At 65.7% G+C, this 23,279-nt stretch carries 19 protein-coding genes; 12 read left to right on the forward strand and 7 right to left on the reverse strand.

Annotation, left to right across the window (positions count from 1 at the left end; genetic code table 11):
- Positions 1 to 95: 95 nt before the first annotated feature.
- The 6 genes from ACE10Z_RS31395 to ACE10Z_RS31420 all read right to left on the reverse strand — a co-directional run bounded on the left by ACE10Z_RS31395 (position 96) and on the right by ACE10Z_RS31420 (position 7,941).
- Complete coding sequence (locus tag ACE10Z_RS31395; RefSeq protein ID WP_375784226.1) at positions 96 to 770, reverse strand: spermidine synthase; 675 nt, start codon at positions 768 to 770, stop codon at positions 96 to 98.
- Positions 771 to 903: 133 nt separating this feature from the next.
- A complete protein-coding gene (locus tag ACE10Z_RS31400) occupies positions 904 to 4,137 on the reverse strand; it encodes a bifunctional cytochrome P450/NADPH--P450 reductase (protein ID WP_375784227.1) in 3,234 nt (1,077 codons plus the stop codon).
- 133 nt (positions 4,138 to 4,270) lie between these two features.
- Positions 4,271 to 5,266, reverse strand: coding sequence for an alpha/beta fold hydrolase (locus ACE10Z_RS31405; protein ID WP_375784228.1), 996 nt, complete (start codon positions 5,264 to 5,266; stop codon positions 4,271 to 4,273).
- An 11-nt stretch (positions 5,267 to 5,277) separates the two neighbouring features.
- Positions 5,278 to 6,828, reverse strand: coding sequence for a wax ester/triacylglycerol synthase family O-acyltransferase (locus ACE10Z_RS31410; protein ID WP_375784229.1), 1,551 nt, complete (start codon positions 6,826 to 6,828; stop codon positions 5,278 to 5,280).
- 58 nt (positions 6,829 to 6,886) lie between these two features.
- Complete coding sequence (locus ACE10Z_RS31415) at positions 6,887 to 7,621, reverse strand: esterase/lipase family protein (RefSeq protein ID WP_375789966.1); 735 nt, start codon at positions 7,619 to 7,621, stop codon at positions 6,887 to 6,889.
- Between the two features lie 65 nt (positions 7,622 to 7,686).
- Positions 7,687 to 7,941 (reverse strand): DUF6489 family protein, encoded by a 255-nt coding sequence (locus ACE10Z_RS31420; protein WP_375784230.1) that lies wholly within the window; start codon positions 7,939 to 7,941, stop codon positions 7,687 to 7,689.
- A gap of 397 nt (positions 7,942 to 8,338) precedes the next feature.
- On the opposite strand from ACE10Z_RS31420, the gene ACE10Z_RS31425 reads away from it, so the two are divergent.
- The 12 genes from ACE10Z_RS31425 to ACE10Z_RS31480 all read left to right on the forward strand — a co-directional run bounded on the left by ACE10Z_RS31425 (position 8,339) and on the right by ACE10Z_RS31480 (position 22,284).
- Positions 8,339 to 9,937: an ABC transporter substrate-binding protein gene (locus ACE10Z_RS31425; protein ID WP_375784231.1), complete on the forward strand. Its 1,599-nt coding sequence runs from the start codon at positions 8,339 to 8,341 to the stop codon at positions 9,935 to 9,937.
- 105 nt (positions 9,938 to 10,042) lie between these two features.
- Entirely contained in the window at positions 10,043 to 11,023 is a 981-nt protein-coding gene (locus tag ACE10Z_RS31430; RefSeq protein WP_375784232.1) for an ABC transporter permease, read from the forward strand.
- 11 nt (positions 11,024 to 11,034) lie between these two features.
- Entirely contained in the window at positions 11,035 to 11,997 is a 963-nt protein-coding gene (locus ACE10Z_RS31435) for an ABC transporter permease (RefSeq protein ID WP_375784233.1), read from the forward strand.
- Positions 11,994 to 12,977, forward strand: a complete 984-nt coding sequence (locus ACE10Z_RS31440; protein ID WP_375784234.1) for an ABC transporter ATP-binding protein — start codon at positions 11,994 to 11,996, stop codon at positions 12,975 to 12,977. The genes ACE10Z_RS31435 and ACE10Z_RS31440 overlap by 4 nt, the downstream gene beginning before the upstream one ends.
- Positions 12,974 to 13,969 (forward strand): ABC transporter ATP-binding protein, encoded by a 996-nt coding sequence (locus tag ACE10Z_RS31445; protein ID WP_375784235.1) that lies wholly within the window; start codon positions 12,974 to 12,976, stop codon positions 13,967 to 13,969. Before ACE10Z_RS31440 ends, ACE10Z_RS31445 begins: the two co-directional genes overlap by 4 nt.
- 112 nt (positions 13,970 to 14,081) lie before the next feature.
- Entirely contained in the window at positions 14,082 to 15,887 is a 1,806-nt protein-coding gene (locus ACE10Z_RS31450) for a gamma-glutamyltransferase family protein (protein WP_375784236.1), read from the forward strand.
- Positions 15,888 to 15,896: 9 nt separating this feature from the next.
- Positions 15,897 to 16,607 carry a DUF1028 domain-containing protein gene (locus tag ACE10Z_RS31455; RefSeq protein ID WP_375784237.1) on the forward strand — a complete coding sequence of 237 codons (711 nt, stop codon included), beginning with the start codon at positions 15,897 to 15,899 and terminating at the stop codon, positions 16,605 to 16,607.
- The gene (locus ACE10Z_RS31460) at positions 16,604 to 17,593 is read left to right on the forward strand and encodes an ABC transporter ATP-binding protein (protein WP_375784238.1); all 990 of its coding nucleotides are present in this window, start codon (positions 16,604 to 16,606) and stop codon (positions 17,591 to 17,593) included. The genes ACE10Z_RS31455 and ACE10Z_RS31460 overlap by 4 nt, the downstream gene beginning before the upstream one ends.
- 175 nt (positions 17,594 to 17,768) lie before the next feature.
- Positions 17,769 to 18,875: an ABC transporter ATP-binding protein gene (locus tag ACE10Z_RS31465; protein WP_375784239.1), complete on the forward strand. Its 1,107-nt coding sequence runs from the start codon at positions 17,769 to 17,771 to the stop codon at positions 18,873 to 18,875.
- A gap of 17 nt (positions 18,876 to 18,892) precedes the next feature.
- Positions 18,893 to 20,416, forward strand: a complete 1,524-nt coding sequence (locus tag ACE10Z_RS31470) for an ABC transporter substrate-binding protein (protein WP_375784240.1) — start codon at positions 18,893 to 18,895, stop codon at positions 20,414 to 20,416.
- Between the two features lie 31 nt (positions 20,417 to 20,447).
- Entirely contained in the window at positions 20,448 to 21,389 is a 942-nt protein-coding gene (locus ACE10Z_RS31475; RefSeq protein WP_375784241.1) for an ABC transporter permease, read from the forward strand.
- A gap of 4 nt (positions 21,390 to 21,393) precedes the next feature.
- Positions 21,394 to 22,284, forward strand: coding sequence for an ABC transporter permease (locus ACE10Z_RS31480; RefSeq protein ID WP_375784242.1), 891 nt, complete (start codon positions 21,394 to 21,396; stop codon positions 22,282 to 22,284).
- 136 nt (positions 22,285 to 22,420) lie between these two features.
- Here ACE10Z_RS31480 and ACE10Z_RS31485 read toward each other — a convergent pair whose 3' ends face one another.
- The gene (locus ACE10Z_RS31485) at positions 22,421 to 23,164 is read right to left on the reverse strand and encodes a hypothetical protein (RefSeq protein WP_375784243.1); all 744 of its coding nucleotides are present in this window, start codon (positions 23,162 to 23,164) and stop codon (positions 22,421 to 22,423) included.
- Positions 23,165 to 23,279: the final 115 nt, after the last annotated feature.

Consider the following 23,279-nt stretch of genomic DNA (forward strand, 5'->3'; position numbering starts at 1 on the left):
TGCTTTCGAGTGAAACCCAACGGCCTTCGATTTTCAACACAATCGAACCGAATGGCGCTCCCGGCGGCCTTGCTGCGTCGCAATAGCGGCGCCTGCTACTCCTTGGCCGCGATCCAGATCACGTGGCGCACGCCGCGGCCACGGCCCGTGGCGCGGACGGCAACCTCGTTGACGGCGAATCCGGCCCGGGACAGCGATTTCGGGAACTTGGCATTTGGCCCGGACGACCAGACGGCGAGCACGCCGCCGCGCCGCAACGCGGTGTGTGCCATCTTGAGTCCCGAGGCGTCGTACAGCGCGTCGTTGGCCTTGCGGGTCAGGCCTTCCGGACCGTTATCGACGTCAAGGAGAATGGCATCGTAGGTGCGCGGATTGCGCTCGATCACATCGGCGACATCCACCTCCTCGATGCGCACGCGCGGATCGCTCAGGCTGTCGCCGAAGATCTCCGCCATCGGGCCTCTCGCCCAGGCAACGACTGCCGGCACCAGTTCGGCCACCACGATCTGCGCCTCGCGTCCAAGCACCGCGAGCGCCGCCCGCAGCGTGAAGCCCATGCCGAGGCCGCCGATGAGAAAATGCGGCCTTGCGACCTTCTCGATCCGCTTCGCAGCGAGCGTCGCCAGCGCCGCTTCCGAGCCCGACAGGCGGCTGTTCATCAGCTCGTTGGTGCCGAGCATGATCGAGAATTCCCGGCCGCGCCGCATCAGGCGCAATTCGCCTTCGGTGCCGGGGATGCGCGCGGTATCGATCTTTTCCCAGGGAATCATGCGGCGGCTTGTAACATGGGCGGCACCTTCGCCGTAGCCCGGATGGAGCGCAGCGAAATCCGGGACCGTGTCATACGCGGGTCGACTGGCCCCGGATTGCGCTTCGCTCCATCCGGGCTACGAGGGCGCGAGGTTAGCCTCCGGCCCAGACGTCGAGCACGTAGCGGTTCCTGGTGCCCATTTCCTCGATCCAGCGCGCGGCCGCATCAGTGTCGGCACCGGTGCGCTCGCGATAGATCGATATCAGGGTCGCCTTGACGTCGGGCTCCATCCTGCCGCCATCGCCGCAGACATAGACGATCGCGCCCTTCTCGATCAGCTCCCAGACCCGATCCTTCTGCGCGGCGACGAGATGCTGCACATAGGTCTTCGGCCCATTGGCGCGCGAGAAGGCGGTGTGGAGTTCCCCGACGCCATCGGCCGCGAATGCCTTCAGCTCATCCGCATAGATGAAGTCCTGCTCCGGATGACGGCAGCCGAAGAACAGCATTGCGGGACCCAGCGTCGCGCCCTGCGCCTTGCGCGCGGCGCGCTCCTGCAGGAAGCCGCGGAACGGCGCGAGCCCGGTGCCCGGCCCGATCATGATGATCGGCAGGGCGTTGTCGTCAGGCAGGCGAAAGCCTGCCTTGGTCTCCTTGATCGTGGCGTGAACGGTGTCGCCGGCGCGGCGGCGCGCCAGATAGTTCGAGCAGACCCCCTTGTAGATGCCGCGTCCCGAACTCGCAGGCGCCTCTACGACACCGACGGTGACGCTGCAGCGCTGCGCTTCGCCCGCCGGAGACGACGAGATCGAGTAATAGCGCGGCGCCAGCAGCGACAGCATTTCGAGGTAGCGATGGAACGGCAGCTCGCAGGCCGGATGTTCCTCGAGCAGATCGAACACCGATTTGCGCCTGGCCAGCACCTCGGTGCGATAGCGCGCAGCTGAGGCCTCGTCGTCGCCGACATAGGCCAACAGCTTCGGCTTGGTCACCGGGCAGCGCGTGTGCTCGGCCATGATCTGGATCTGCTTGCGGGTCGCAACCTGCTGCAGCTCGACGAACTCGGTGAGCAGCCGCCCGACCGACACGGCATTGCCGACCGGCAGTTGCGCGCGGCGGCCTTCCGAGACCTGCAGCCGGATCTGGTCGGCCGGCAGGAAGCCGAACCGGCGCGCGACGGAATCGACCAGGGTCGGATCGTTGCGCGGCACCACGCTGAGATGATCGCCGACGCGATACTTCAGGTTTGCCGGCAGCTCGACTTCGATATGCCGGGTCGAGCGCTCCGACGGATGGGCACCTTCCTTGTTCTGCAGCTCGTTGTTGGCGAGCACCTTCATCGGCACCGCGCCGCCTTGCGTCACGATGGTGTTGACCGCGCCCTGCGCCACCGGCTCGATTGCGTAGAGCGGCTCGTCCTCGGCGGTGCGGGTGAAATTCCAGTCGATGCCGAATTCCTTGGTCGCGACCTTCGCGGCCTCCGGGAACCATTTCTGGAACTGGCCGTCGAGATCGCTGCGCGCATCGCCCTCGCCGCGCGGATGGACCGCGCGGGCGCCATGCCTGGTCAATTGCTCGTCGATGAAGCGCGGCACCGACTGGTAAGTCGCCGCCCAATCGCTGTTGCCGCAGCCGAACACCGCGTAGCGCACCTTGGCGAAGGCGTCCTCCGGCAGATCGGTCTCAAGCCATTTGACGAATTGCGTCGCATTGTCGGGCGCCGCGCCGTTGTAGGAGGCGCAGATGATCAGGACGCCGCCTTCTTCCGGCAGCTTGCCGACATAGTCGTCCAGCGGACCGAGCCGCACCGCGAAACCATTGATCTCGGACAGATCGGCCATGCGGGTCGCCAGCTCCTCGGCCGAGCCGAGGTTGGAGCCGTAGAGCACCAGCATCGGCGTGTTGTGGCCGGGACGCGTGGTCGGCGCGCGTGGTGCCTTCGGCGCGGCCGCAACCGCGCCCGTGCTGCCGGTGAACGCGCCGCGATCCCTGTCGTCGCGCGGCCGCACCTTGATCCTGAAACCGTCGGGCTTGACGGTCAGCGTCTCCTTCAGATGCATCTGGTAGCGATGTATGTCGAGCAGCTTGAAGCGTTGCAGGATCATGCCGATCGCGAGCGCCGCCTCGTGCATGGCAAAGCCGCGGCCGATGCAGGCGCGCTGGCCGTTGCCGAACGGCTTCCAGGCATTGACCGGACGCTTGGCCTCCGCCTCGCGGCTGAAATTCTCCGGATCGAACACATCGGGATTCGGGCCCCAGACCGAGGGATCGCGATGCAGCGCCATCACCAGGATGGTGATGAAGGTATTCTTCTTGAGCTTGTACTTGCCGCCGATCGTCTCGTCGTTCAGCGGCGCAATCCCGTATGCCGGCGCCGGCGGCCACAGCCGCAGCGCCTCCTTCAGGCATTGGGTGATGTAGGTGAGCTGCGTCACCTGCTGATAGGTCGGCCGCGCATCGACATCGGGACCAAGGACGCGGTCGACCTCCTCGTAGGCCTTCTTGAGCACCTCGGGGTGCTTCAACAGCGCATAGATCGTGCACGACAGCAGGCCGCTGGTGGTCTCGTGGCCGGCGATCAGAAAGGTGTTGATCTGGTAGCGGATGTTGACGTCGTCGAGCTGCTCGCCGGTGGCGCGATCGACGCCGGTCATCATCGCCGCCAGCATATCCTTCTTGTCGTCGGTTACGTGGGTGTTGCCGCGCCGTTCGGCGATGATCTCGTCGACCATCTTGTTCATGAAGGCGACGTCGTCGGTCAGCGTCTTGCGCCGCTTCTGCATCCACAGACCCTCGAGCGGCAGGCCGCGGGTCATCATGATGGTCTCGAGCGAGCGCACCAGCGATTCCACGAAAGGGTGGTAGTCGCGGCGGTAGAACGAATTGAAACGGTAGTCGAAGCCGCACAGCCCGATGGTGTCGAGGGTCAGCGCCGTCATGTCGTGGACGACCTCGATCTCCTCGTCGGCGTTGAGCCGCTCCCATTTCTTGACCAGCTGCTCGGCGATATCGACCATGCTCGGGTGATACGACTGCATGGCGCGGTTGCCGAACGGCTGCATCAGGATATTGTGCGCCTTGCTCCAGTTCGGCTCCTTGGTGTCGGCGGTGAACAACCCGTCGCCGCCGACCGCACGCACCCGGCGCAGCGAGCCGCGCACCGCCTTGTCGAAGCGTTTCTCGTCGGAGAGCTCGTCGACCAGATCGTGACCGGAGACGATCACGAGCGGCGCGCCCATCATGTCGAGCCAGAAGATCGGCCCGAGCTCCTTGGAGAGCTTCACCAGATGCTGCACCGGCGCGCTCGAATCCAGCGACAGCATGTTGCCGACCACCGGCTTCGTCGGCGGATGCGGAATCGGACTCAGTCTGTTGCCGGACGCCATCTTCGAAGTGCCCCCTCACTACGTCGTCATCCTGAGGAGCGCGCCCCGCGCGCGTCTCGAAGGATGGCCGCTTGCTTCAGTCCCTCTCATCCTTCGAGGCGCGCCGAAGCCGGCGCGCACCTCAGGATGACGCCTAGCCGAATTTTCGCTTACGCCACTCAATCAGCTTGGCGCTGACCTCGTCCGGCTTTTCCTGCTGCGTCCAATGGCCGCTGTCGCGGACCAGATGCTTTTCGAGGTCCGGCACCAGCTTCTCCATGCCGTCGGCGGCCGAGGGCGGCAGCACCGCGTCGTTCTCGGCCATGATCATCAGCGACGGCACCCGCACATTGTGGTCCAGCCCCGCCGAACGTTCCCAGTTGCGGGTGAAGTTGCGATACCAGTTGATGCCGCCGGTGAAGCCGGTCCTGGTGAAGGTGTCGACGAACACCTTCTTCTCCTCGGCCGACAGGATCGGCGTCCGCGGATCGTGCTTGGCGTCGTAATTCGCGATCATCTGCGGGAACGCCAGGTTGAGCCGCGCCGAGGCGCCGACGCCGGCGATCGGCTGCTCCTCCGGCGTGCCCGGCGGGCGCGCCGCCGGCTTGCGCATGAAGGCATCGAAGGTCTGCTCGACCCGGCTGCCGAAGATCCGGTCGGGCTCGCGCGCCGGATCCTGGAACTGGACGATGTACATCTGGTCGCCGAAGCGCTGGCGGAACAGCGCAATCGGATCCATCGGTGCGCGGTTCAAATGCGGCGTGTTGACGCCGACGACGCCGGCGACCCGCTGATGATGCCTGAGCGGCATCTGCCAGACGACAAAGCCGCCCCAGTCGTGACCGACGAAGATCGCCTTGTCGATCTTGAGATGGTCGAGCAGACCGACCAGATCGCCGGTCAGGTGCTCCATGTCGTAGGCCTCAACCGGCTCCGGCCGATCGGTCGCGCCGTAGCCGCGCTGATCCGGGGCAATTACCCGGATGCCGGCCTCACCCAGCGCCTTGATTTGATGACGCCAGGAGAACGCCAGTTCAGGCCAGCCGTGGCACAGCACCACGGGCGGCGTGTCGGTCCTGGGGCCCGCTTCGTAGAACCCCATGCGGATGCCGTTGGTCTCGGCGAACTGCAGCGGTGGCATGTCGATCATTGCAGGAATTCCTATTCGGCCGCGCCCTTGATGTTGGCAGGCGGAGGCGCGAACGCCGCCTCAAGTGCATCGAATTCGAGCGGCAGCATGTCGCACATCACCTGCACATGCGGAATGATGTTGGCACCGACGATGAAGCCGAAATCAAGCTGATCGCGGTAGCTCTGCACGGTGATGTTGAGCGCGATCCCGTGGGTCGAGATCGAGACCGGGAAGATGTGCAACAGCTCCGCGCCAGCCGCATACAGCGTCTGCCGCGGACCCGGCACGTTCGACACCGTGATGTTGGTCGCCGGCGGCAGCACGTTGGACAGATCGGAGCGGCTGTAGAGCAGCGCCATGATCTGCACCAGGATCGGCGCGCCGAGCAGCGAGATGTTGGAGACTTGCGGCACCAGGGCGCGCAACGGATGCGACATCTCCTTGGACTTGGTGGACTGCGCGATGATGGTTTCCAGCCGCTTCTTCGGATCCTCGACGTCGGTCGCGATCGAGCAGATCATGCCGAACACCTGGTTGTTGGAGTCGGCGTTGCCTTCCTCGCGCAGCGAGATCGGCACGCCGGCGGTCAGCGACTTGTTCGGCAGCGCGCCCTGGCTGATCAGATAGCGCCGCACCACGCCGGAGGCGAGCGCCAGCACGACGTCGTTGAGCTTGCCGCCCGAGGCCTTCGCCAGCGCCTTGGCGCGCGACAGCGAGATCGAGGTGCCGGCAAAGCTGCGCTCCGACGAAATCGCCTTGTTGAGGATGGTCGGCGGCGAGGACATCGCTTGCAGACTCTCGCGCGACCTCGGATCGGCGACCTTGGCGACGACGTCGGACAGGCTCTTGAGCACGGTCGGCATGGAGCCTGCGAACTTCACCGCGCTCTCGATCTGGAACATGGCGTTGTCGAACAGGATCGAGCCGAGGTCGCTCTTGCCCGAGCGCGGCAATTCCAGGCTCTTCTGCGCGGCGGCGGCCGCCTCGAACGGCTGGGTCCAGAGCTGCTGATAGGCGTCGATCAAGTTGGCCGCGATGTCACGCGGCTCCTGCGCGACCTTTTTCGCGCTCGGCGGCTCGATCTGCCGCGGCACCGGCGTCAGGTCGTAGATCATGCTGGTCAGCGCCGCGCCGGCGCCGCCGTCGATGCAGGCGTGGTGCATCTTGGAATAGAGCCCGATCTCGTTGTCCTTCATGCCCTCGAAGACGTAGAACTCCCAGAGCGGACGGGCGCGGTTCAACAGCTTGGCGTGCATCCAGCCGACGATGCGCTCCAGCGTCGCGCGATCGTGCGGCGCCGGCAGGCTGGCGCGGAAGATGTGGCGGTCGATGTCGAACTGGTCGTCCTCGACCCAGGACGGGTGATCGATGTCGAGCGGCGCCTTCTGCAGGCGCGCCTTGAGGATCGGCGCGACGTGCAGCCGCGAGGCGATCATCGCCTTGAACTCCTCGAAGAAGTCACCCTTGTAGCCGTCGGGCAGCCGGAAGATCGCCATGCTGCCGACATGCATCGGCATTTCCGGCGTTTCCAGATACAGAAACGATGCGTCCAGCGAGGACAGCTTTTTGGCGTCGCTCATGATCTCCTCCCGAGAGCCAACTCACGCGGGCGCCTTGGCGGCGCTTCTCGTCGTCTGGTTAGGATAGTGCCTGTTCTGCCGGCCCATAGGCAATGACAAAGGGGCCCGAGCGGTCAAAATGCCGGAACTCCCCCTCCGGCTGTGCCAGCCGGTCCGCGATCGCCCACAGCGCCGCGGGGTTGACGCCGAGGCCGAGATGGCTGGCGAAATGCACCTCGATGTTCTCGGCGGTCGCCGACGGCCGCACCCGCGAGGTCCGCCAGTTCACGATGCCGTCGGTGCGGGAATAGATCGAGGTTGCCGGCACCGGCATGTCGCCGGCGATCGCCGCGCGAATCTCGGGGATATCGTCCACCCCCTCGCCGGACAGCAGCTCGTACAGCCGGGTCGCATTGGTGGCGCGGATATCGTCGGCGAACGGGCTGCCCAGGGTGATGATGGAGCGCACCAGCTCAGGCATCTGCGAGGCCAGGTCGCGCGCATAGACGCCGCCGAGGCTCCAGCCGATGATCGAGACCTTGCGCCCCGACGCCTCATGGACCCGCTTCAGCAGGTCGCGCAGCGCAGTCCGCCTGCTGGAGATCCCACCGAAATTGCGGCCCATGTTCCAGGCGTAGGCGTCATAGCCCAGCTCCTTCAGATAGCGCCGCATCGGCGCCATCGAAAGGTCGCTGGCGAGGAAGCCCGGCAGCGCCAGCACCGGATGACCGTCGCCCTTCGGCGCCTGCATCAGCAGCGGCGACAGCAGCAGGCTCGAATTCAGCTCGAGCACGCCGCGCGCTTCCGCCAGCATCAGAAGCAGGCTGGGCGGGCGCAATCGGCGTTCGGTCCCGTCGACGCTCCCGTTCGCGGCCGCCACTATTTCTTGTCCTTCTTGCCCATGCCGCCGAGGCCGGCCATCGCCACGAACATGTCCTGGAAGCGCTCGGCGAGCTTGGGATCGAAGGTGAACCAGCTTTGCATCAACGCTTCCGGCGAAACCTTGTCGATGTTCGACAGCATCTGCTGCTGCAGCCTGTCCATCACCGCGTTCTGCATCGGCGCCACGTCCGGCAGGCCGAAGAACTGCCGCGCTTCAAGGGGCGTACAATCTATCTCGACGTTGACCTTCATATCCGCCTCCTCAAATGCGCCTGGCCCGCCTCAGTATCGCCGGGACGGGGTCGGTCACGCAAGCGAGCCGTACCGGCCCCGATGTATAGTCGGCCTCAATCATCCGTTATGGTCAACCAAACCGTTTGGAGCGACCGCTCCAAACCGTTTGGAACGACCGGGATCAGCCGGGCTCGCGGCGATCATTCCACGACCGGCAAGTGGCACTCCGAAAGTCGAATGTCACGCGCCCGCACCAACCGCCTAGTCTCAGATCGCGTTCATTGCGCTGCACCCGCGCGAACCGATTAACCCTTTGGGAAATCGCGCTTGCGCGGCCGGAAAACTCTGGCAACATGCATCAATAATACCAGCCGGACAAAGCAGCCGGCGGACAAAAACGGGGACGCGGGATCACATGTCGGTACGTTGGAGTTTGTTTACGGCGACTGCCGTCGCGCTGGTCGCCTTTGCCTTGCCGGCATCGGCCCAGACGCTGAAATATGCCAACCAGGGCGAGCTGAAGTCGCTGGATCCGTACACGCTGAAGGAAACCACGACGATCGCGCACCACGCGCACGTCTACGAAGGCCTCACGGCGCGCGACAAGGACCTCAAGATCATCCCGGCACTGGCGGAAAGCTGGGAGACGCTGAGCCCGACCAAATGGCGCTTCCATCTGCGCAAGGGCGTAAAATTCCACAACGGCGACCCCTTCACCGCCGACGACGTGTTGTTCTCCGCCGACCGCGTCCGCGCCAAGGGCTCCAATTTCCTCAGCAACGTCCCGGCCGACGCCAAGTTCACCAAGGTCGACGACTACACCGTCGATGTGACGCTGGACTCGCCCAATCCCATCCTGACCTCGCAATGGGATAGCTGGTACATCATGGACAAGAAGTGGTGCGAGGAGAACAACTCGGTCGCACCAACGCCGGCCTCCGCGACCACGCCGAGCTACGCGGCGCTGCACGAGAATGGCACCGGCCCCTTCACGATCGAGAGCCACCAGCCTGGCGTGAAGACCGTGTTCAAGGCGTTTCCAGGCTATTGGCGCAAGCCCGAGCATAATCTCAAGGAGATCATCTTCACCCCGATCGGCTCCGACGCCACCCGCGTCGCCGCGTTGCTCTCGGGCGAGGTCGATGTCATCGAACCGGTTCCGCTCCAGGACATCCAGCGCGTCAATTCCAGCGGCGTCGCCACCGTCATGACCGCGCCGGAGATCCGCACCATCTTCATCGGCATGGACATGGCGCGCGACGAGCTGCTGTATTCCAACGTCAAGGGCAAGAATCCCTTCAAGGACATCAAGGTCCGCGAAGCCTTCTACAAGACGATCGACGTCGACCTGATCAAGACCCGCGTCATGCGCGGCATGTCGACGCCCTCGACCCTGATGATCGCGCCCGAACTCTATCCGCTCTCGAAGGAATTCACCCGGCCGAAGCTCGATCCCGATGGCGCCAAGAAGCTGTTGGCCGAGGCGGGCTATCCGAACGGCTTCGAAGTCACGATGGATTGCCCGAACGACCGCTACGTCAACGACGCCGCGATCTGCCAGGCGGTGGTCGGCATGCTGGCCCGCATCGGCGTCAAGGTGAACCTGCTGGCGCAACCGAAGGCACAGTATTTCGCCAAGGTGCTGAAGCCCGGCGGCTACCAGACCTCGCTGTTCATGCTGGGCTGGACGCCCGCGACTTCCGACTCGCACAACGTGCTGCACGACATCCTCGGCTGCCGCGACGATCCGAAGGATGCGACCCGGGGCGAGGCCAATCTCGGCGGCTATTGCAACAAGGAAGTCGACGCGCTCACCGACAAGGTCCTGGTCGAGAGCGACACTGCCAAGCGCGACCAGTTGATCAAGCAAGCCTACGAAATCGTCATCAAGGATTACGGCTACATTCCGCTGCATCAGCAACCGCTGGTGTGGGGCGTGTCGAAGAAGGTCAAATTGACCCAGCGCGCGGACAACCAGGTGCTGCTCTACTGGGCGACCAAAGAAGGTGAATAGTGGTTGCAGCGAATTGGGTCCCGGAAGCGCAGGCTTCCGGGACCTCTCGTTTTTCGGCCGCGCAAAGCCGCGCGCGCCGGATGTCAAAAGCAGTGAAAGGTAGAGATGCTCGCTTTCACTCTTCGCCGCGTGCTGCAGGCGATCGGCGTGATGGTCGCCGTAGGCGTCATTGCGTTCGCGATGTTCCGCTTCGCCGGCGATCCGGTGAGCCAGATCGTCTCGATCGACACCTCGGCCGCGCAGCGCGCTGAAATCCGGCGCTCGCTCGGCCTGGATGATCCCGTGCTGGTGCAGTTCGGCCGCTACTTCATCAATGCGCTGCAGTTCAAGTTCGGCGTGTCCTACCAGTTCCGTCTGCCGGTCTCCTCGCTGCTGGCGGAGCGGCTGCCGGCGACGCTGGAGCTTGCGATCTGCGCGACGCTGTTCGCGATGGTCGCCGGCATCCTGATGGGGGTCTATTCGGCGCTGCGCCGCGACACCCTGCTCGCCAAATTATTCCAGGCCGTATCGCTGATCGGCATTTCGCTGCCGACCTTCCTGATCGGCATCCTGCTGATCTATCTGTTCGCCGTGACCTTGGGCTGGCTGCCCTCCTTCGGCCGCGGCGAGGTGGTGAAGCTCGGCTGGTGGACGACCGGGCTGCTCACCGTCTCCGGCCTGAAGGCGCTGATCATGCCGGCGATCACGCTCGGATTGTTCCAGATGACCCTGATCATGCGGCTGGTGCGCGCCGAGATGCTGGAAGTGTTGCGGACCGACTATATCCGCTTTGCCCGCGCCCGCGGGCTGACCACGCGCGCGATCCATTTCGGCCATGCGCTGAAGAATACGCTGGTTCCGGTGATCACGGTGGCCGGCCTGCAGTTTGGCTCGGTAATTGCTTTCTCGATCATCACCGAAACCGTGTTCCAATGGCCGGGCATGGGGCTTCTGTTCGTGCAGGCCGTGCAAAACGTCGATATCCCGATCATGGCCGCGTATCTGTTGATGGTCTCGCTGATCTTCGTCACCATCAATCTCGTGGTCGACATCCTCTACACCGTGGTCGATCCGCGCTTGCGCTCGACCATCGGCCGCGCGGCGTGAGGGGCTGACCGATGTCCGACGCCGCCGTCCCCCATCGCTCCGAAGATCGCCCGCAGGCACCTGCCGGCTGGTTCAGGCGCACGCTCGACAGCGACATCCTCTATTCGTTCCGCCGTTCCAGGCTGACGATGGTCGCCGCCGTGATCACGCTATTGTTCTTCCTGCTGGCGATCTTTGCGTCATGGCTTGCGGTGCAGAACCCGTTCGATCCGGCACAGCTGCAGCTGATCAACTCGCGGATTGCGCCGCTCTGGACCTCCGACGGCCAGAGCCCGTTCCTGCTCGGTACCGACGAGCAGGGCCGCGACGTGCTCTCGGCGATCCTCTACGGCCTGCGCATCTCGCTTGCGGTCGGCATTGCCGGCGTGGTCTTCGCCGGCGCGCTCGGGATCGCCCTCGGGCTGGTCGCCGGTTATTTCGGCGGCGTGGTCGACAGCGTGATCATGCGGATCGCCGATGTCCAGCTCACCTTCCCGGCGATCCTGATCGCGCTCCTGGTCAACGGTGTCGCCAAATCGCTGCTCGGCAACCGGCTCGACGAGATGAGCACGTTCGGCGTGCTGATCATCGCGATCGGTCTCAGTTTCTGGGTGCAATATGCCCGCACCGTGCGCGGCTCGGTCATGGTCGAGAAGAACAAGGATTATGTGGCGGCGGCGCAGCTGATCGGCCTGCCGGCACCGAAGATCATGCTGCGGCACGTGCTGCCGAACACGATGGGCCCGATCCTGGTCATCGCCACCATCAACCTCGCGCTCGCGATCATCACCGAGGCGACGCTGTCGTTCCTCGGCGCCGGCATGCCCGACACCATGCCGTCGCTCGGCACCCTGATCCGGATCGGCAACAACTATCTGTTCGCCGGCGAATGGTGGATCGTCGCCTTCCCGGGCATTGCCCTGGCCGGCCTGATCCTCTCCATCAACCTGCTCGGCGACTGGCTGCGCGACGCGCTCAACCCAAAGCTCCGATGACCCAGCCTGTTCTCTCCGTGCGCAATCTCGAGGTGGAATTCGTCACCCGCCGAGCGACGTTGCGCGCCATCAACGGCGTGTCGTTCGACATCGCCAAGGGCGAGGTGCTCGGCGTGGTCGGCGAGTCCGGCGCCGGCAAATCGGTCACCGGGCTTGCGGTGATCGGACTGATCGATCCGCCCGGCCGCATCTCCGGCGGCCAGATCGAGCTGTCGGGCACGCGGATCGACCATCTTCCGCCGGAGGAGATCCGGCGCGTCAGGGGCAAGCGGATCGGCATGATCTTCCAGGATCCGCTGACCAGCCTCAATCCGCTCTACCGGATCGGCGACCAGATCATCGAGACGATACGCACCCACACCAATCTGAGCGAAAGCGCCGCGCGCCGGCGCGCCATCGATTTATTGGCCGAGGTCGGCATCCCCGCGCCGGAGAAGCGCATCGATGGTTACCCGCACGAGTTCTCCGGCGGCATGCGCCAGCGCGTCGTGATTGCGCTTGCGATCTGTGCCGAGCCCGAGCTGATCATCGCCGATGAGCCGACCACCGCGCTCGACGTCTCGGTGCAGGCGCAGATCATCGCGCTGATCAAGCGGCTCGGCCGCGACCACGGCACCGCCGTGATGCTGGTGACCCACGACATGGGCGTGATCGCCGAGACCTGCGACCGCGTCGCGGTGATGTATTCCGGCCGCATCGCCGAGATCGGCCCGGTGCAGGAAGTGGTGCGCAATCCCCTCCATCCCTACGCCAAGGGCCTGATGGGTGCGATCCCGACGCTCGCGGGCGAGGACAAGCGCCTGGTGCAGATCCCGGGCTCGATGCCGCGGCTGTCGGCAATCCCGGCGGGCTGCCCATTCAATCCGCGCTGTGCGTTTGTCTTCGATCGCTGCCGCGTCGAACGCCCCGAGCCGATCCGGCAAGGTGACCAATCCGTCGCCTGCCATCTGTTCGAGCCGGCGAAGGAGACGGCGGCATGAGCGGGACATTGATCGAGGTCAGGAACCTGCGCCGCGTCTTCGACGTCTCGAAGCCATGGCTCAACCGCGTGATCGAAGGCGGCCATCTCGAATTCCTGAAGGCCGTCGACGGTGTCAGCTTCGACATCAAGCGCGGCGAGACGTTTGCGCTGGTCGGCGAATCCGGCTCCGGCAAGACCACGGTTGCGCGCATGGTCGTCGGCCTGTTGCCGCCGAGTTCGGGCGAAGTCGTCATCGACGGCGTCTCGATGACCGATCCGCGGCAGGCCCAGGCGCGCCGCCGGCTGCGCCGCCGCATCCAGATGGTTTTTCAGGACCCCTATGCGAGCCTCAATCCGCGCTACCGGGTCGCCGCCATCGTCGCCGAGCCGATCCGCGCCTTCGACCTGATCCAGGGCGAACGCGACATCAAGGCCCGGGTCGGCGAATTGCTCTCGCTGGTCGGCCTGCACCCCGACGACGGCCAAAAATTCCCGCACGAATTTTCCGGCGGCCAGCGCCAGCGCATCGCGATCGCCCGCGCACTGGCGTCCGAGGCCGAGTTCATCGTCTGCGACGAGCCGACCTCGGCGCTCGACGTCTCGGTGCAGGCGCAGATCCTCAATCTGATGCGCGACCTGCAGGACAAGTTCGGCCTGACCTATCTCTTCATCAGCCACAATCTCGCGGTTGTCCGCCACATGGCGAGCCGGATCGGCGTGATGTATCTCGGCCGCATCGTCGAGATCGCCGAGGGCCGGAAATTGTTCGAGAACCCGCGGATGCCGTACACCAAGATGCTGCTCGGCGCGGTTCCGGATCTTGCGATGTCCGGCCGCCAGCGCATCCCGGTCAAGGGCGAGATTCCCAACCCGATCGATCCGCCGTCGGGCTGCGCGTTCAACCCGCGCTGTCCCCTCGCCTTCGATCTCTGCCGCGAGAAGGCGCCGCAACTGATCGACGGCGTCGCCTGCCACGCCGTCAACAGCCCTGCCGCCGCCGTTCCGGCATGATCACGCGGATGGGAGCGGCCATGTCCACCAAGCGGTTGGCATACCAGCCGGCCTGTGATCAAGTGCGCGCGCCAAGAGACCCGTTGAGAGACCCAGCCGGAAGCGCAGCCCCATGAGCAACGTCAACCCCGATCCGTTCACCACAAGGCCCGAGATCGAGGGCACCTTCGGCGTCGTGACCTCGACCCACTGGATCGCGACGGCCGTCGGCATGGCGGCGTTGGAGAAGGGCGGCAACGCCTTCGACGCCGGCGTTGCCGCGGCGTTCACATTGCAGGTGGTCGAACCGCATCTGAACGGCCCCGGCGGCGACGTCCCGATCATCGTGCACGACGTCAAGCGCGGCAAAACCGAAGTGATCTGCGGCCAGGGCCCGGCGCCGGCGAAAGCGACGATCGCGCATTATCGCAGCGAAGGCCTCGAAATGGTGCCCGGCACCGGCCTGCTCGCCGCCTGCGTGCCCGGCACGTTCGAAACCTGGATGCTGTTACTGCGCGACTACGGCACGATGAAGCTGCGCGACGTGCTGGAGCCCGCGATCGCCTATGCGCGCGACGGCCATCCGCTGGTCGAGCGCGCCTCCGCCACCATCAAGACCGTCGAGCAGCTGTTCCGGAAATACTGGCCCACGTCGGCCGAGGTCTATCTGCCTGATGGCGAGGTGCCGAAACCCGGCACCATGTTCACCAACAAGAAGCTCGCGGAGACCTACGCGCGCATCCTGACCGAGGCGGAGAGCGCAGGCGGCGACCGCGTGGCGCAGATCGAGCGCGCGCGGCAGGCCTGGTCGAAGGGCTTCGTCGCCGAGGCGATCGACAAGTTCTGCCGCACCCAGGAGGTGATGGACGTCTCCGGCTCGCCGCATCGTGGCGTGCTGTCGGCCGACGATATGGCGCGCTGGCAGCCGACCATCGAGGCGCCGCTGACCTACGATTACGGCCGCTACACCGTGCAGAAGTGCGGCGTCTGGAGCCAGGGTCCGGTGATGCTGCAGCAGCTCGCGCTGCTGAAGGGCTTTGAACTCGACGGGCTCGATCCCGCAGGCCCCGATTTCATCCATTTGCAGATCGAAGCCGCCAAGCTTGCCTATGCCGATCGCGAGACGTTCTACGGCGACCCGAAGTTCGTGGACGTCCCGATCGAAACGCTGCTGTCCGATGCCTACAACAACGAACGGCGCAAGCTGATTTCAAAGGACAAGGCGTCGCTCGACTTCCGCCCCGGCTCGGTCGCAGGTTTCGGCGGCGTCGTGAAGCTGCGACACGCCGAAGGGCATCGCGAGGCGGTCGGCGCCATGGGCGCGGGCGAACCGACGGTCGGCCGGTTCGGCGAGGTGCGCGGCGACACCGTCCATTTCGACATCATCGACAAGGCCGGCAACATGATCTCGGCGACGCCATCCGGCGGCTGGCTGCAATCCTCGCCGGTGATTCCCGAGATCGGCTTCTGCCTTGGCAGCCGCGCCCAGATGTTCTGGCTGGAGGAGAACCACCCTGCCTCGCTGGCGCCGGGCAAGCGGCCGCGCACCACGCTGTCGCCGACCATGGCGTGGCGCGACGGCGAGCCGTATCTCTCCTGGGGCTCGCCGGGCGGCGACCAGCAGGATCAGTGGATCACGCAATTCTTCCTGCGCCACGTCCACGCCAGGCTGAATTTGCAGGAAGCGATCGACGCGCCGGCCTGGCACTCCGAGCATTTCCCGATCTCGTTCTGGCCGCGCACCTCGCGCCCCGGCGTGCTGGTGCTGGAAAATCGCGTGCCGAAATCGACCATCGACGAATTGAAACACCGCGGCCATGTGGTGGAGATTGGCCCCGATTGGTCGGAAGGCCGCCTCACCGCGGCCTCGAAGGTCGGCCCCCGCCGCCGCGCCGCCGCCAACCCGCGCGGCATGCAGGGTTACGCCGCAGGCCGCTAGAGGTTTCGGATGACCTGGTCGATCATCGCCCGCGACAGCGCCACCGGCCAGCTCGGCATCGCCGTCGCGACGCGGTTCTTCGCGGTCGGCGCACTCGTGCCGCACATTGCGCCCGGGATCGGCGCCATCGCGACGCAGGCGCTGGTCAATCCCTATTACGGCATCGATGGCCTCGCGCTGCTGCGCGACGGCAACAGCCCGCATGAGACGATCGCGGCGCTGCTCGCACCCGACGGCGGCCGCGAGAGCCGGCAGGTGCATGTCATGGACAGCAAGGGCCGGATCGCCGCGCATTCCGGCAAGGATTGCATCGACTGGTTCGGCCATATCGCCGGCGACGGTTTCTCGATCGCCGGCAACATGCTGGCCGGCCCTGCGGTGCTCGACGAGACCGCGCGCGTCTATGCCGCGAACGGACAGCTGCCGTTCGCGGAGCGGCTGATCAAGGCGATGTTCGCCGGCGAAGCGGCCGGCGGCGACAAGCGCGGCAAGCAATCGGCGGCCCTTCTGATCCACGGAACCGAGCAATGGCCGTTGCTCGACCTGCGGGTCGACGACCACGCCGATCCCTTGCGCGAGCTGGAACGGCTGGAAGCGGTCAGCCGCGAACACTGGGTGCCGTTCCGGGACTTCATGCCGACCCGCGACAACCCGGCCGGAACCAGCGACCGCGCCAGGATCGACGCCGGCATCGCAGCGGCAACCAAGAGCCGCGAATGAGCGCCGGCCCGCTGATCGAGATCGAGGGCCTGCGCGTCACCTTCCATGGCGACGACGGCCGCACCACGCATGCCGTCGACAGCGTCGATTTGTCCGTCGCCAACGGCGCCACGCTCGGCCTGGTCGGCGAGTCCGGCTGCGGCAAGAGCGTCACCTCGCTCGCGATCATGGGGCTGTTGCCGAAGCAGTCCGCAGCGGTCTCCGGCGCGATCCGCTTCGAAGGCTTCGACCTGCTCGACGTGCCGGATGCGACGTTGCGCGACCTGCGCGGCAATCGTCTCGCAATGATCTTCCAGGAGCCGATGACCTCGCTCAACCCGAGCTTCACCATCGGCGACCAGATCGCCGAGACCATTTTGCGCCACCGCGGCGGCTCCCGGCGCGCGGCGCGCGAGCGCACCATCGAGCTGCTGCGCCGCGTGCATATTCCCTCGCCCGAGAAGCGCATCGACGAATTTCCGCACAAGCTGTCCGGCGGCATGCGCCAGCGCGTGATGATCGCAATGGCGCTGGCCTGCGATCCGCAGCTCTTGATCGCCGATGAGCCGACCACCGCGCTCGACGTCACGTTGCAGGCACAGATTCTCGATCTGATGCGCGAGCTGAAGGCCGCGAGCGGGGCTGCGATCATCCTGATCACCCACGATCTCGGCGTCGTCGCCGAGGTCTGCGACGAAGTCGCGGTGATGTATGCGGGCGAGATCGTCGAGCGCGCGCCGGTCGACGAGCTGTTTGCCAATCCGCAGCATCCCTACACGGTCGGCCTGCTCGGCTCGATCCCGCGGCTCGACCGTCGCACCAGCCATCTCGCCACCATCGAGGGCATGGTGCCGAACATGATGAACCCGCCGGCAGGCTGCCGCTTTGCCGCGCGCTGCCCGTTCGTGGAGGATGCCTGCACCCGGTCGCCGCCGCCGCTCGCGCCGCTGAGCACGACCCATGCCTCGCGCTGCATCCGCGCGCCCTTGGAGCGGCTCGTGTCATGACCGTCGCCGCACTCACCCTTCTCGTGTCCCGGGCGCGGTGCAGCACAAGCCCAGCGCAGTGGTGCACCGCTGAACCGGGGCCAGCTGCATCTGATGGCAGACATGGGTCCCGGTTCAGCAGTGCAACACTTCGCGTTGCACTGCGCCCGGGACGCGACAGCCGGACGCCACGCCAATGACTGCGCTGCTCGAGGTCGAAGGGCTGGTGAAGCATTTCGTCGCCGAACGCTCGGTGTTCGGCCGGCCGACCGCCCATGTGAAGGCGGTCGACGGCGTCAGCTTCACGGTCGAGGCCGGCAAGACGCTGGCGCTGGTCGGCGAATCCGGCTGCGGCAAATCAACCGTCAGCCGCCTGGTGCTGCGGCTGATCGAGCCGGACGCTGGCCGCGTCACCTTCGAAGGCCGCGACCTCGGCGCGCTCAACGCCGAGCAGCTGCGCGCGTTCCGCCGCGACGCGCAGCTGATCTTCCAGGACCCCTACGCCTCGCTCAACCCGCGGATGACGGTGAGCCAGATCCTGACCGAGCCGCTGGCGCTGCACAATCTTGTCCCGCCGGCGGCCCGCCGTGAGCGGGTCGAGGAGCTGTTGCGTCTGGTCGGGCTCGAGCCGCGCTTTGCGCGCCGCTATCCCCATGAATTCTCCGGCGGCCAGCGCCAGCGCATCGCGATTGCGCGCGCCCTTGCGGTCGAGCCGAAGCTGATCATCTGCGACGAGCCGGTGTCGGCGCTCGACGTCTCGATCCGCTCGCAGATCCTGAATTTGCTGCGCGACCTGCAGGATCGCCTGAAGCTCGCCTACGTCTTCGTCTCGCACGATCTGGCCGTCGTGAAGCACATCGCCGACCGTGTCGCCGTGATGAATCTCGGCACCATCGTCGAGACGGCGGAGGCACAAGCACTGTTCGCCGCGCCGCGCCATCCCTACAGCCGTGCGCTTTTGTCGGCGATCCCAGTGCCGAAGCCGCGCGCCCGGCGCAGCCGCATCGTGCTGGAGGGCGAGCTGCCGAGTGCGCTCAATCCACCCTCGGGCTGCCGTTTCCATACCCGCTGTCCCTATGTGATCGCGCGCTGCCGCAGCGAGAGTCCACAATTGCTGGCGGACGCCACGGGCCACGCCACGGCCTGTCACCGCACGGCAGAACTGCCGCCTGCGGAGAACATCGTTCCCTCCGACGGCGCCTTCTCGCCTGCACTCGAAAAACTGGTCGCGGCCTTTAGCGGTGGCACGGAAGGGACCGGGCGCAGCGGGGTTGGTCATTTCGGGACGGCGCCGCAGGCATGATCATAGGGAGTTGCGCGATGAGGATGTTTCGTTTGGCGGCGGCCGCCGCCACCCTGCTGCTGTCGCTGGCGGCAAGCGCCCAGGTCCAGGCCGAAGCCCAGACCACGCTGCGGATCGGGCTAGCCGAAGATCCCGACGTGCTCGATCCGACCATGGCGCGGACCTATGTCGGCCGCATCGTGTTCGCTGCGCTGTGCGACAAGCTGTTCGACATCGACGAGAAGCTCAACATCGTGCCGCAGCTCGCGCTGTCGCACGAGGCCTCCGCCGACGGCAAGGAGGTCACGATCAAGCTACGGCCCGGCGTCAAGTTCCAGGACGGTGAGCCGCTCGATGCGGAGGCGGCCAAATTCTCGCTGGAGCGGCATCTGACCTTCCCCGGCTCGTTCCGCAAGCCGGAGCTTGCCAGCATCGATCACATCGACGCCGTCGATCCCCTGACCATCAAGCTGGTGCTCAAGGCGCCGTTCTCGCCCCTGATCGCGCAGCTCACCGATCGCGCCGGCATGATGGTGTCGCCCAAGGCCGCCAAAGCCGCCGGCGACAAGTTCGGCCTGCATCCGGTCTGCGCCGGCCCCTATAAATTCGTCGAGCGCGTGCAGCAGGACCGCATCGTGCTCGAAAAATTTGCCGACTACTGGAACAAGGACAACGTCTTCATCGATCGTATCGTCTACCTGCCGATCGTCGACTCCACTGTGCGGCTCGCCAATCTCAAGTCGGGCGGGCTCGACCTGATCGAGCGCGTGCTGGCGACCGACCTGAAGGATGTGCGCGCGGATGCGCGCCTGAAGGTGTCGAGCGCGATCGAGCTCGGCTATCAGGGCATCACGCTCAACATCGGCAAGGACAAGGCCAAGGGTCCCCTCAGCCAATCCGCCAAAGTCCGGCAAGCGCTGGATCTTGCGATCGACCGCGAGGCGATCAACCAGGTCGTGTTCAACGGCGAGTTCAAGCCCGGAAACCAGTGGCTGAGCCCGGATCACCCCTATTACCAGAAGGACTTTCCGATCCGGCCGCGCGATGTCGAGAAGGCCAAGGCACTGTTGAAGGAGGCCGGCGTGACGCCGCCGGTCGGCGTCGATTTCATGGTGCCGAAGGGCCCGGAGACCGAGGCCACCGCACAGGTCATCCAATCGATGGCGGCGGAAGCCGGCTTCGACATGAAGATCCGGGTCACCGAATTCGCGACATCGCTGAAGCAGGCCGAAGCCGGCGAATACCAGGCCTATATGCTGGCCTGGAGCGGCCGCATCGATCCGGACGGCAACTCCTATGTTTTCCTGCACAAGGACGCGCCGCAGAACTATAGCGCCTGGGCCAATCCCGAGGCCGACAAGGCGCTCGACGATGCCCGCCTCACCACCGACATGGCGCAGCGCAAGGCGATCTACGCCAAGCTGACCAAGCTGGAGCTCGAGGACGAGGCCATCCTCTATATCTACCACCGCCGCATCATCATCGCGCACACCACCAAGCTCGACGGCTACAAGCAGATGCCCGATGGCCTTGTGCGCGTGGTCGGGCTGAAGCTGAAATGATCGTGTCGACCCCGAGGACAAAAGCACGGCCATGCTGAACTTCCTCGCCAAGCGGCTGGTCCAGATCGTGCCGACGCTGTTCTTCGTCTCGGTGCTGATCTTCTCGCTGCAGCATTTGCTGCCGGGCGATCCGGCGCTGGTGATGGCCGGCGAGGAGCGGGATCCTGCCGTGATCGCGCAGATCCGCGCACAGTACCATCTCGATCAGCCGATCCCGGTGCAATATGTCTACTGGATCAAGGGCGTGCTGTCGGGCGATTTCGGCGAGTCCCTGCGCAACAAGATGCCGGTGCTGGAACTGATCGCGCAGAAGCTGCCGGTGACGCTGCAGCTCGCGGCCATGGCGATCGTGATCGCCTTCCTGATCGGCATTCCCGCCGGCATCGTCTCGGCGGTGAAGAAAGGCACCGCCTGGGATTACGGCGCCAATCTGTTCGCGCTGTGGGGTATCTCGACGCCGAACTTCTGGCTCGGCATCATGCTGATCTTCCTGTTCTCCATTGAACTCGGCTGGCTGCCGGCCTCTGGCTATGTGCCGCTCACCGAGAACTGGCGCGCCAGCCTTGCCGCCACCATCATGCCGGCCTTCGTGCTCGGCAACGCGATCGCGGCGATCCTGATGCGGCACACAAGAAGCGCCATGCTGCAGGTGCTCGAGAGCGACTATGTCCGCACTGCGCGCGCCAAAGGCCTGTCCGAGCGCACGGTGATCCTCAAGCATGCGATGCGCAACGCGCTGACGCCGATCATCACGCTCGGCGCGCTTGAGCTCGGCACGCTGCTGTCTGGTGCGGTGCTCACCGAGCAGATCTTCTCGATCCCGGGCTTCGGCAAGCTGATCGTCGATGCCGTGTTCAACCGCGACTATGCGGTCGTGCAGGGCGTGGTACTGACGACGGCGACGATCTACATCACGCTCAACCTGATCGCCGACATCGCCTACATCCTGGTCAACCCGCGGCTGAGGGGCTGACCGGATGACCGACGCCGCACTCGGGACATCAGCTCCGCTTGCAGTCGCCGAGACGCTGGAGAGCCCAGCACGGCGCGCCTGGCGGCGGCTGATCAGGCGCAAGGGCGCCGTGCTCGGTCTCGCCGTGATCGCGCTCTTCATTCTGCTCGCCGTCTTCGCGCCGCTGATCATGCCTTACGATCCGATCGCCACGAGCTGGTCGCTGGTCCGCAAGCCGCCGTCGATGCAGCACTGGTTCGGCACCGATGAACTCGGCCGCGACGTCCTCGCGCGCGTCGTGTTCGGCGCCCGCGCCTCACTGCTTGCCGGCGTCACCTCGGTCGGCATCGCGCTTGCGATCGGCGTGCCGCTCGGGCTGCTCGCCGGCTATCGCGGCGGCTTCATCGACGCGCTGATCAGCCGCATCACCGACGCGATGCTGGCCTGCCCGTTCCTGATCCTGGCGATCGCGCTCGCGGCGTTTCTCGGCCCGAGCCTCGGCAATGCGATGATCGCGATCGGCGTCTCGGCGACCCCGATCTTCATCCGCCTGACCCGCGGCCAGGTGATGAGCGTCAAGGTCGAGGACTATGTCGAGGCGGCGCGCGCCATGGGCAATCCGCGCTGGCGCATCGCGCTGGTCCACATCCTGCCCAACATCCTGCCGGCGCTGCTGGTGCAGGCGACGCTGTCGATCGCGGCCGCGATCATCGCCGAGGCCGCGCTGTCCTTCCTCGGCCTCGGCCAGCAGCCGCCGGCGCCGTCCTGGGGCAGCATGCTGAACGCCGCGCAACGTTTCCTGACCAGCGCACCATGGATGGCGATCTGGCCGGGGCTTGCGATCTTCCTGGTCGTGCTGTCGTTCAACCTGGTCGGCGACGGCCTCCGCGACGCGCTCGATCCGAAGGCGCGGTAAATATCTCACCGTCATGCTGAGGAGGCCGCGCAGCGGCCGTCTCGAAGCACGACGGCCCGACTGTGGCCGTGCATCCTTCGAGACGCCGCTTCGCGGCTCCTCAGGATGACGGGTCATACAGACCGCATCTCTCGATCTAGATCGCCACCTCGCGCAGCACCCTCCTGCAATCCATCTCGTATTCGAGATCGACCACCGGCGGGCGGCAGAAGTGCCAGGTCAGGCCGGAGCGCGTGGCGCCGCGGCGGACCAGCTCGTCGACGATCACGACGTGGATGTCGTGGACGGTATAAGCCTGCACCGCTGTCGTCTCCTGCCAGCCGAAGCTGAACTCGGCAAGACGGCGTTCCATCTCGCCGGTGGTGAAGCGGACCTTCTCACGCCACGCGCCGGGGCTGAGATCGCGATAGCAAACGATGCGGTCGGGGTAGCTCGCAGTGCCACTGCGGGCCTCGGCGCCGCCTGCGATGACGAAGGACGGCGACACGCTCGTGCTCGGCCGCGTGAACGAGAAGGCGTAGAACGACGGCTCGGCCGGCGGATCGATCTCGGGACAGACATTGCTGCGCGCCACCGGATTGATGGTGCCGTCGAACAGGCCCCATTCGGCCAGCGTCTTGACGTAGTGCTGGTTGAAGGCGCGGAAGCCGTCCTCGGTAAAGGCAGCCGGCGAACGCAGTTCGCAGGCGCAGAACGAGGTCAGCGGCCGGCCGGCGTCCTTGATGTACGCCGCAATCCGCGCAAAGCCTTCCGCCAGCGGCACCAGCCGATCGAAGCGCACCCGCTCGATCTCATAGCCGGCGTTCGCCTGCGCACCGCTCGAATATTGGAACACGGCCGGAATGAACCGGTAATTGCCCGCAGCAAACTCGCTCGCCATGCCTGTTTCCTCTCTTCGCGGCGAGTACTTTCTGCCGCCCTTCGGCAAAGGCTATCACGGGACAAAGAAAAGGCGGCAGTGGCTTTCGCCAGCGCCGCCTTTCCTGCGAGCATGA

Origin of the sequence: Bradyrhizobium sp. Pha-3, assembly GCF_042258615.1 — a bacterium.
In the GTDB taxonomy this organism is placed as follows: Bacteria; Pseudomonadota; Alphaproteobacteria; order Rhizobiales; family Xanthobacteraceae; genus Bradyrhizobium.

Coding starts and splice junctions, on each gene's coding strand:
- ACE10Z_RS31440 (WP_375784234.1), top strand. CDS start 11,994: ATGACCCAGCCTGTTCTCTCCGTGCGCAATCTCGAGGTGGAATTCGTC.
- ACE10Z_RS31450 (WP_375784236.1), top strand. CDS start 14,082: ATGAGCAACGTCAACCCCGATCCGTTCACCACAAGGCCCGAGATCGAG.
- ACE10Z_RS31480 (WP_375784242.1), top strand. CDS start 21,394: ATGACCGACGCCGCACTCGGGACATCAGCTCCGCTTGCAGTCGCCGAG.
- ACE10Z_RS31445 (WP_375784235.1), top strand. CDS start 12,974: ATGAGCGGGACATTGATCGAGGTCAGGAACCTGCGCCGCGTCTTCGAC.
- ACE10Z_RS31400 (WP_375784227.1), bottom strand. CDS start 4,137: ATGGCGTCCGGCAACAGACTGAGTCCGATTCCGCATCCGCCGACGAAG.
- ACE10Z_RS31425 (WP_375784231.1), top strand. CDS start 8,339: ATGTCGGTACGTTGGAGTTTGTTTACGGCGACTGCCGTCGCGCTGGTC.
- ACE10Z_RS31485 (WP_375784243.1), bottom strand. CDS start 23,164: ATGGCGAGCGAGTTTGCTGCGGGCAATTACCGGTTCATTCCGGCCGTG.
- ACE10Z_RS31435 (WP_375784233.1), top strand. CDS start 11,035: ATGTCCGACGCCGCCGTCCCCCATCGCTCCGAAGATCGCCCGCAGGCA.
- ACE10Z_RS31460 (WP_375784238.1), top strand. CDS start 16,604: ATGAGCGCCGGCCCGCTGATCGAGATCGAGGGCCTGCGCGTCACCTTC.
- ACE10Z_RS31405 (WP_375784228.1), bottom strand. CDS start 5,266: ATGATCGACATGCCACCGCTGCAGTTCGCCGAGACCAACGGCATCCGC.
- ACE10Z_RS31420 (WP_375784230.1), bottom strand. CDS start 7,941: ATGAAGGTCAACGTCGAGATAGATTGTACGCCCCTTGAAGCGCGGCAG.
- ACE10Z_RS31475 (WP_375784241.1), top strand. CDS start 20,448: ATGCTGAACTTCCTCGCCAAGCGGCTGGTCCAGATCGTGCCGACGCTG.
- ACE10Z_RS31410 (WP_375784229.1), bottom strand. CDS start 6,828: ATGAGCGACGCCAAAAAGCTGTCCTCGCTGGACGCATCGTTTCTGTAT.
- ACE10Z_RS31430 (WP_375784232.1), top strand. CDS start 10,043: ATGCTCGCTTTCACTCTTCGCCGCGTGCTGCAGGCGATCGGCGTGATG.
- ACE10Z_RS31395 (WP_375784226.1), bottom strand. CDS start 770: ATGATTCCCTGGGAAAAGATCGATACCGCGCGCATCCCCGGCACCGAA.
- ACE10Z_RS31415 (WP_375789966.1), bottom strand. CDS start 7,621: ATGCTGGCGGAAGCGCGCGGCGTGCTCGAGCTGAATTCGAGCCTGCTG.
- ACE10Z_RS31455 (WP_375784237.1), top strand. CDS start 15,897: ATGACCTGGTCGATCATCGCCCGCGACAGCGCCACCGGCCAGCTCGGC.
- ACE10Z_RS31465 (WP_375784239.1), top strand. CDS start 17,769: ATGACTGCGCTGCTCGAGGTCGAAGGGCTGGTGAAGCATTTCGTCGCC.
- ACE10Z_RS31470 (WP_375784240.1), top strand. CDS start 18,893: ATGAGGATGTTTCGTTTGGCGGCGGCCGCCGCCACCCTGCTGCTGTCG.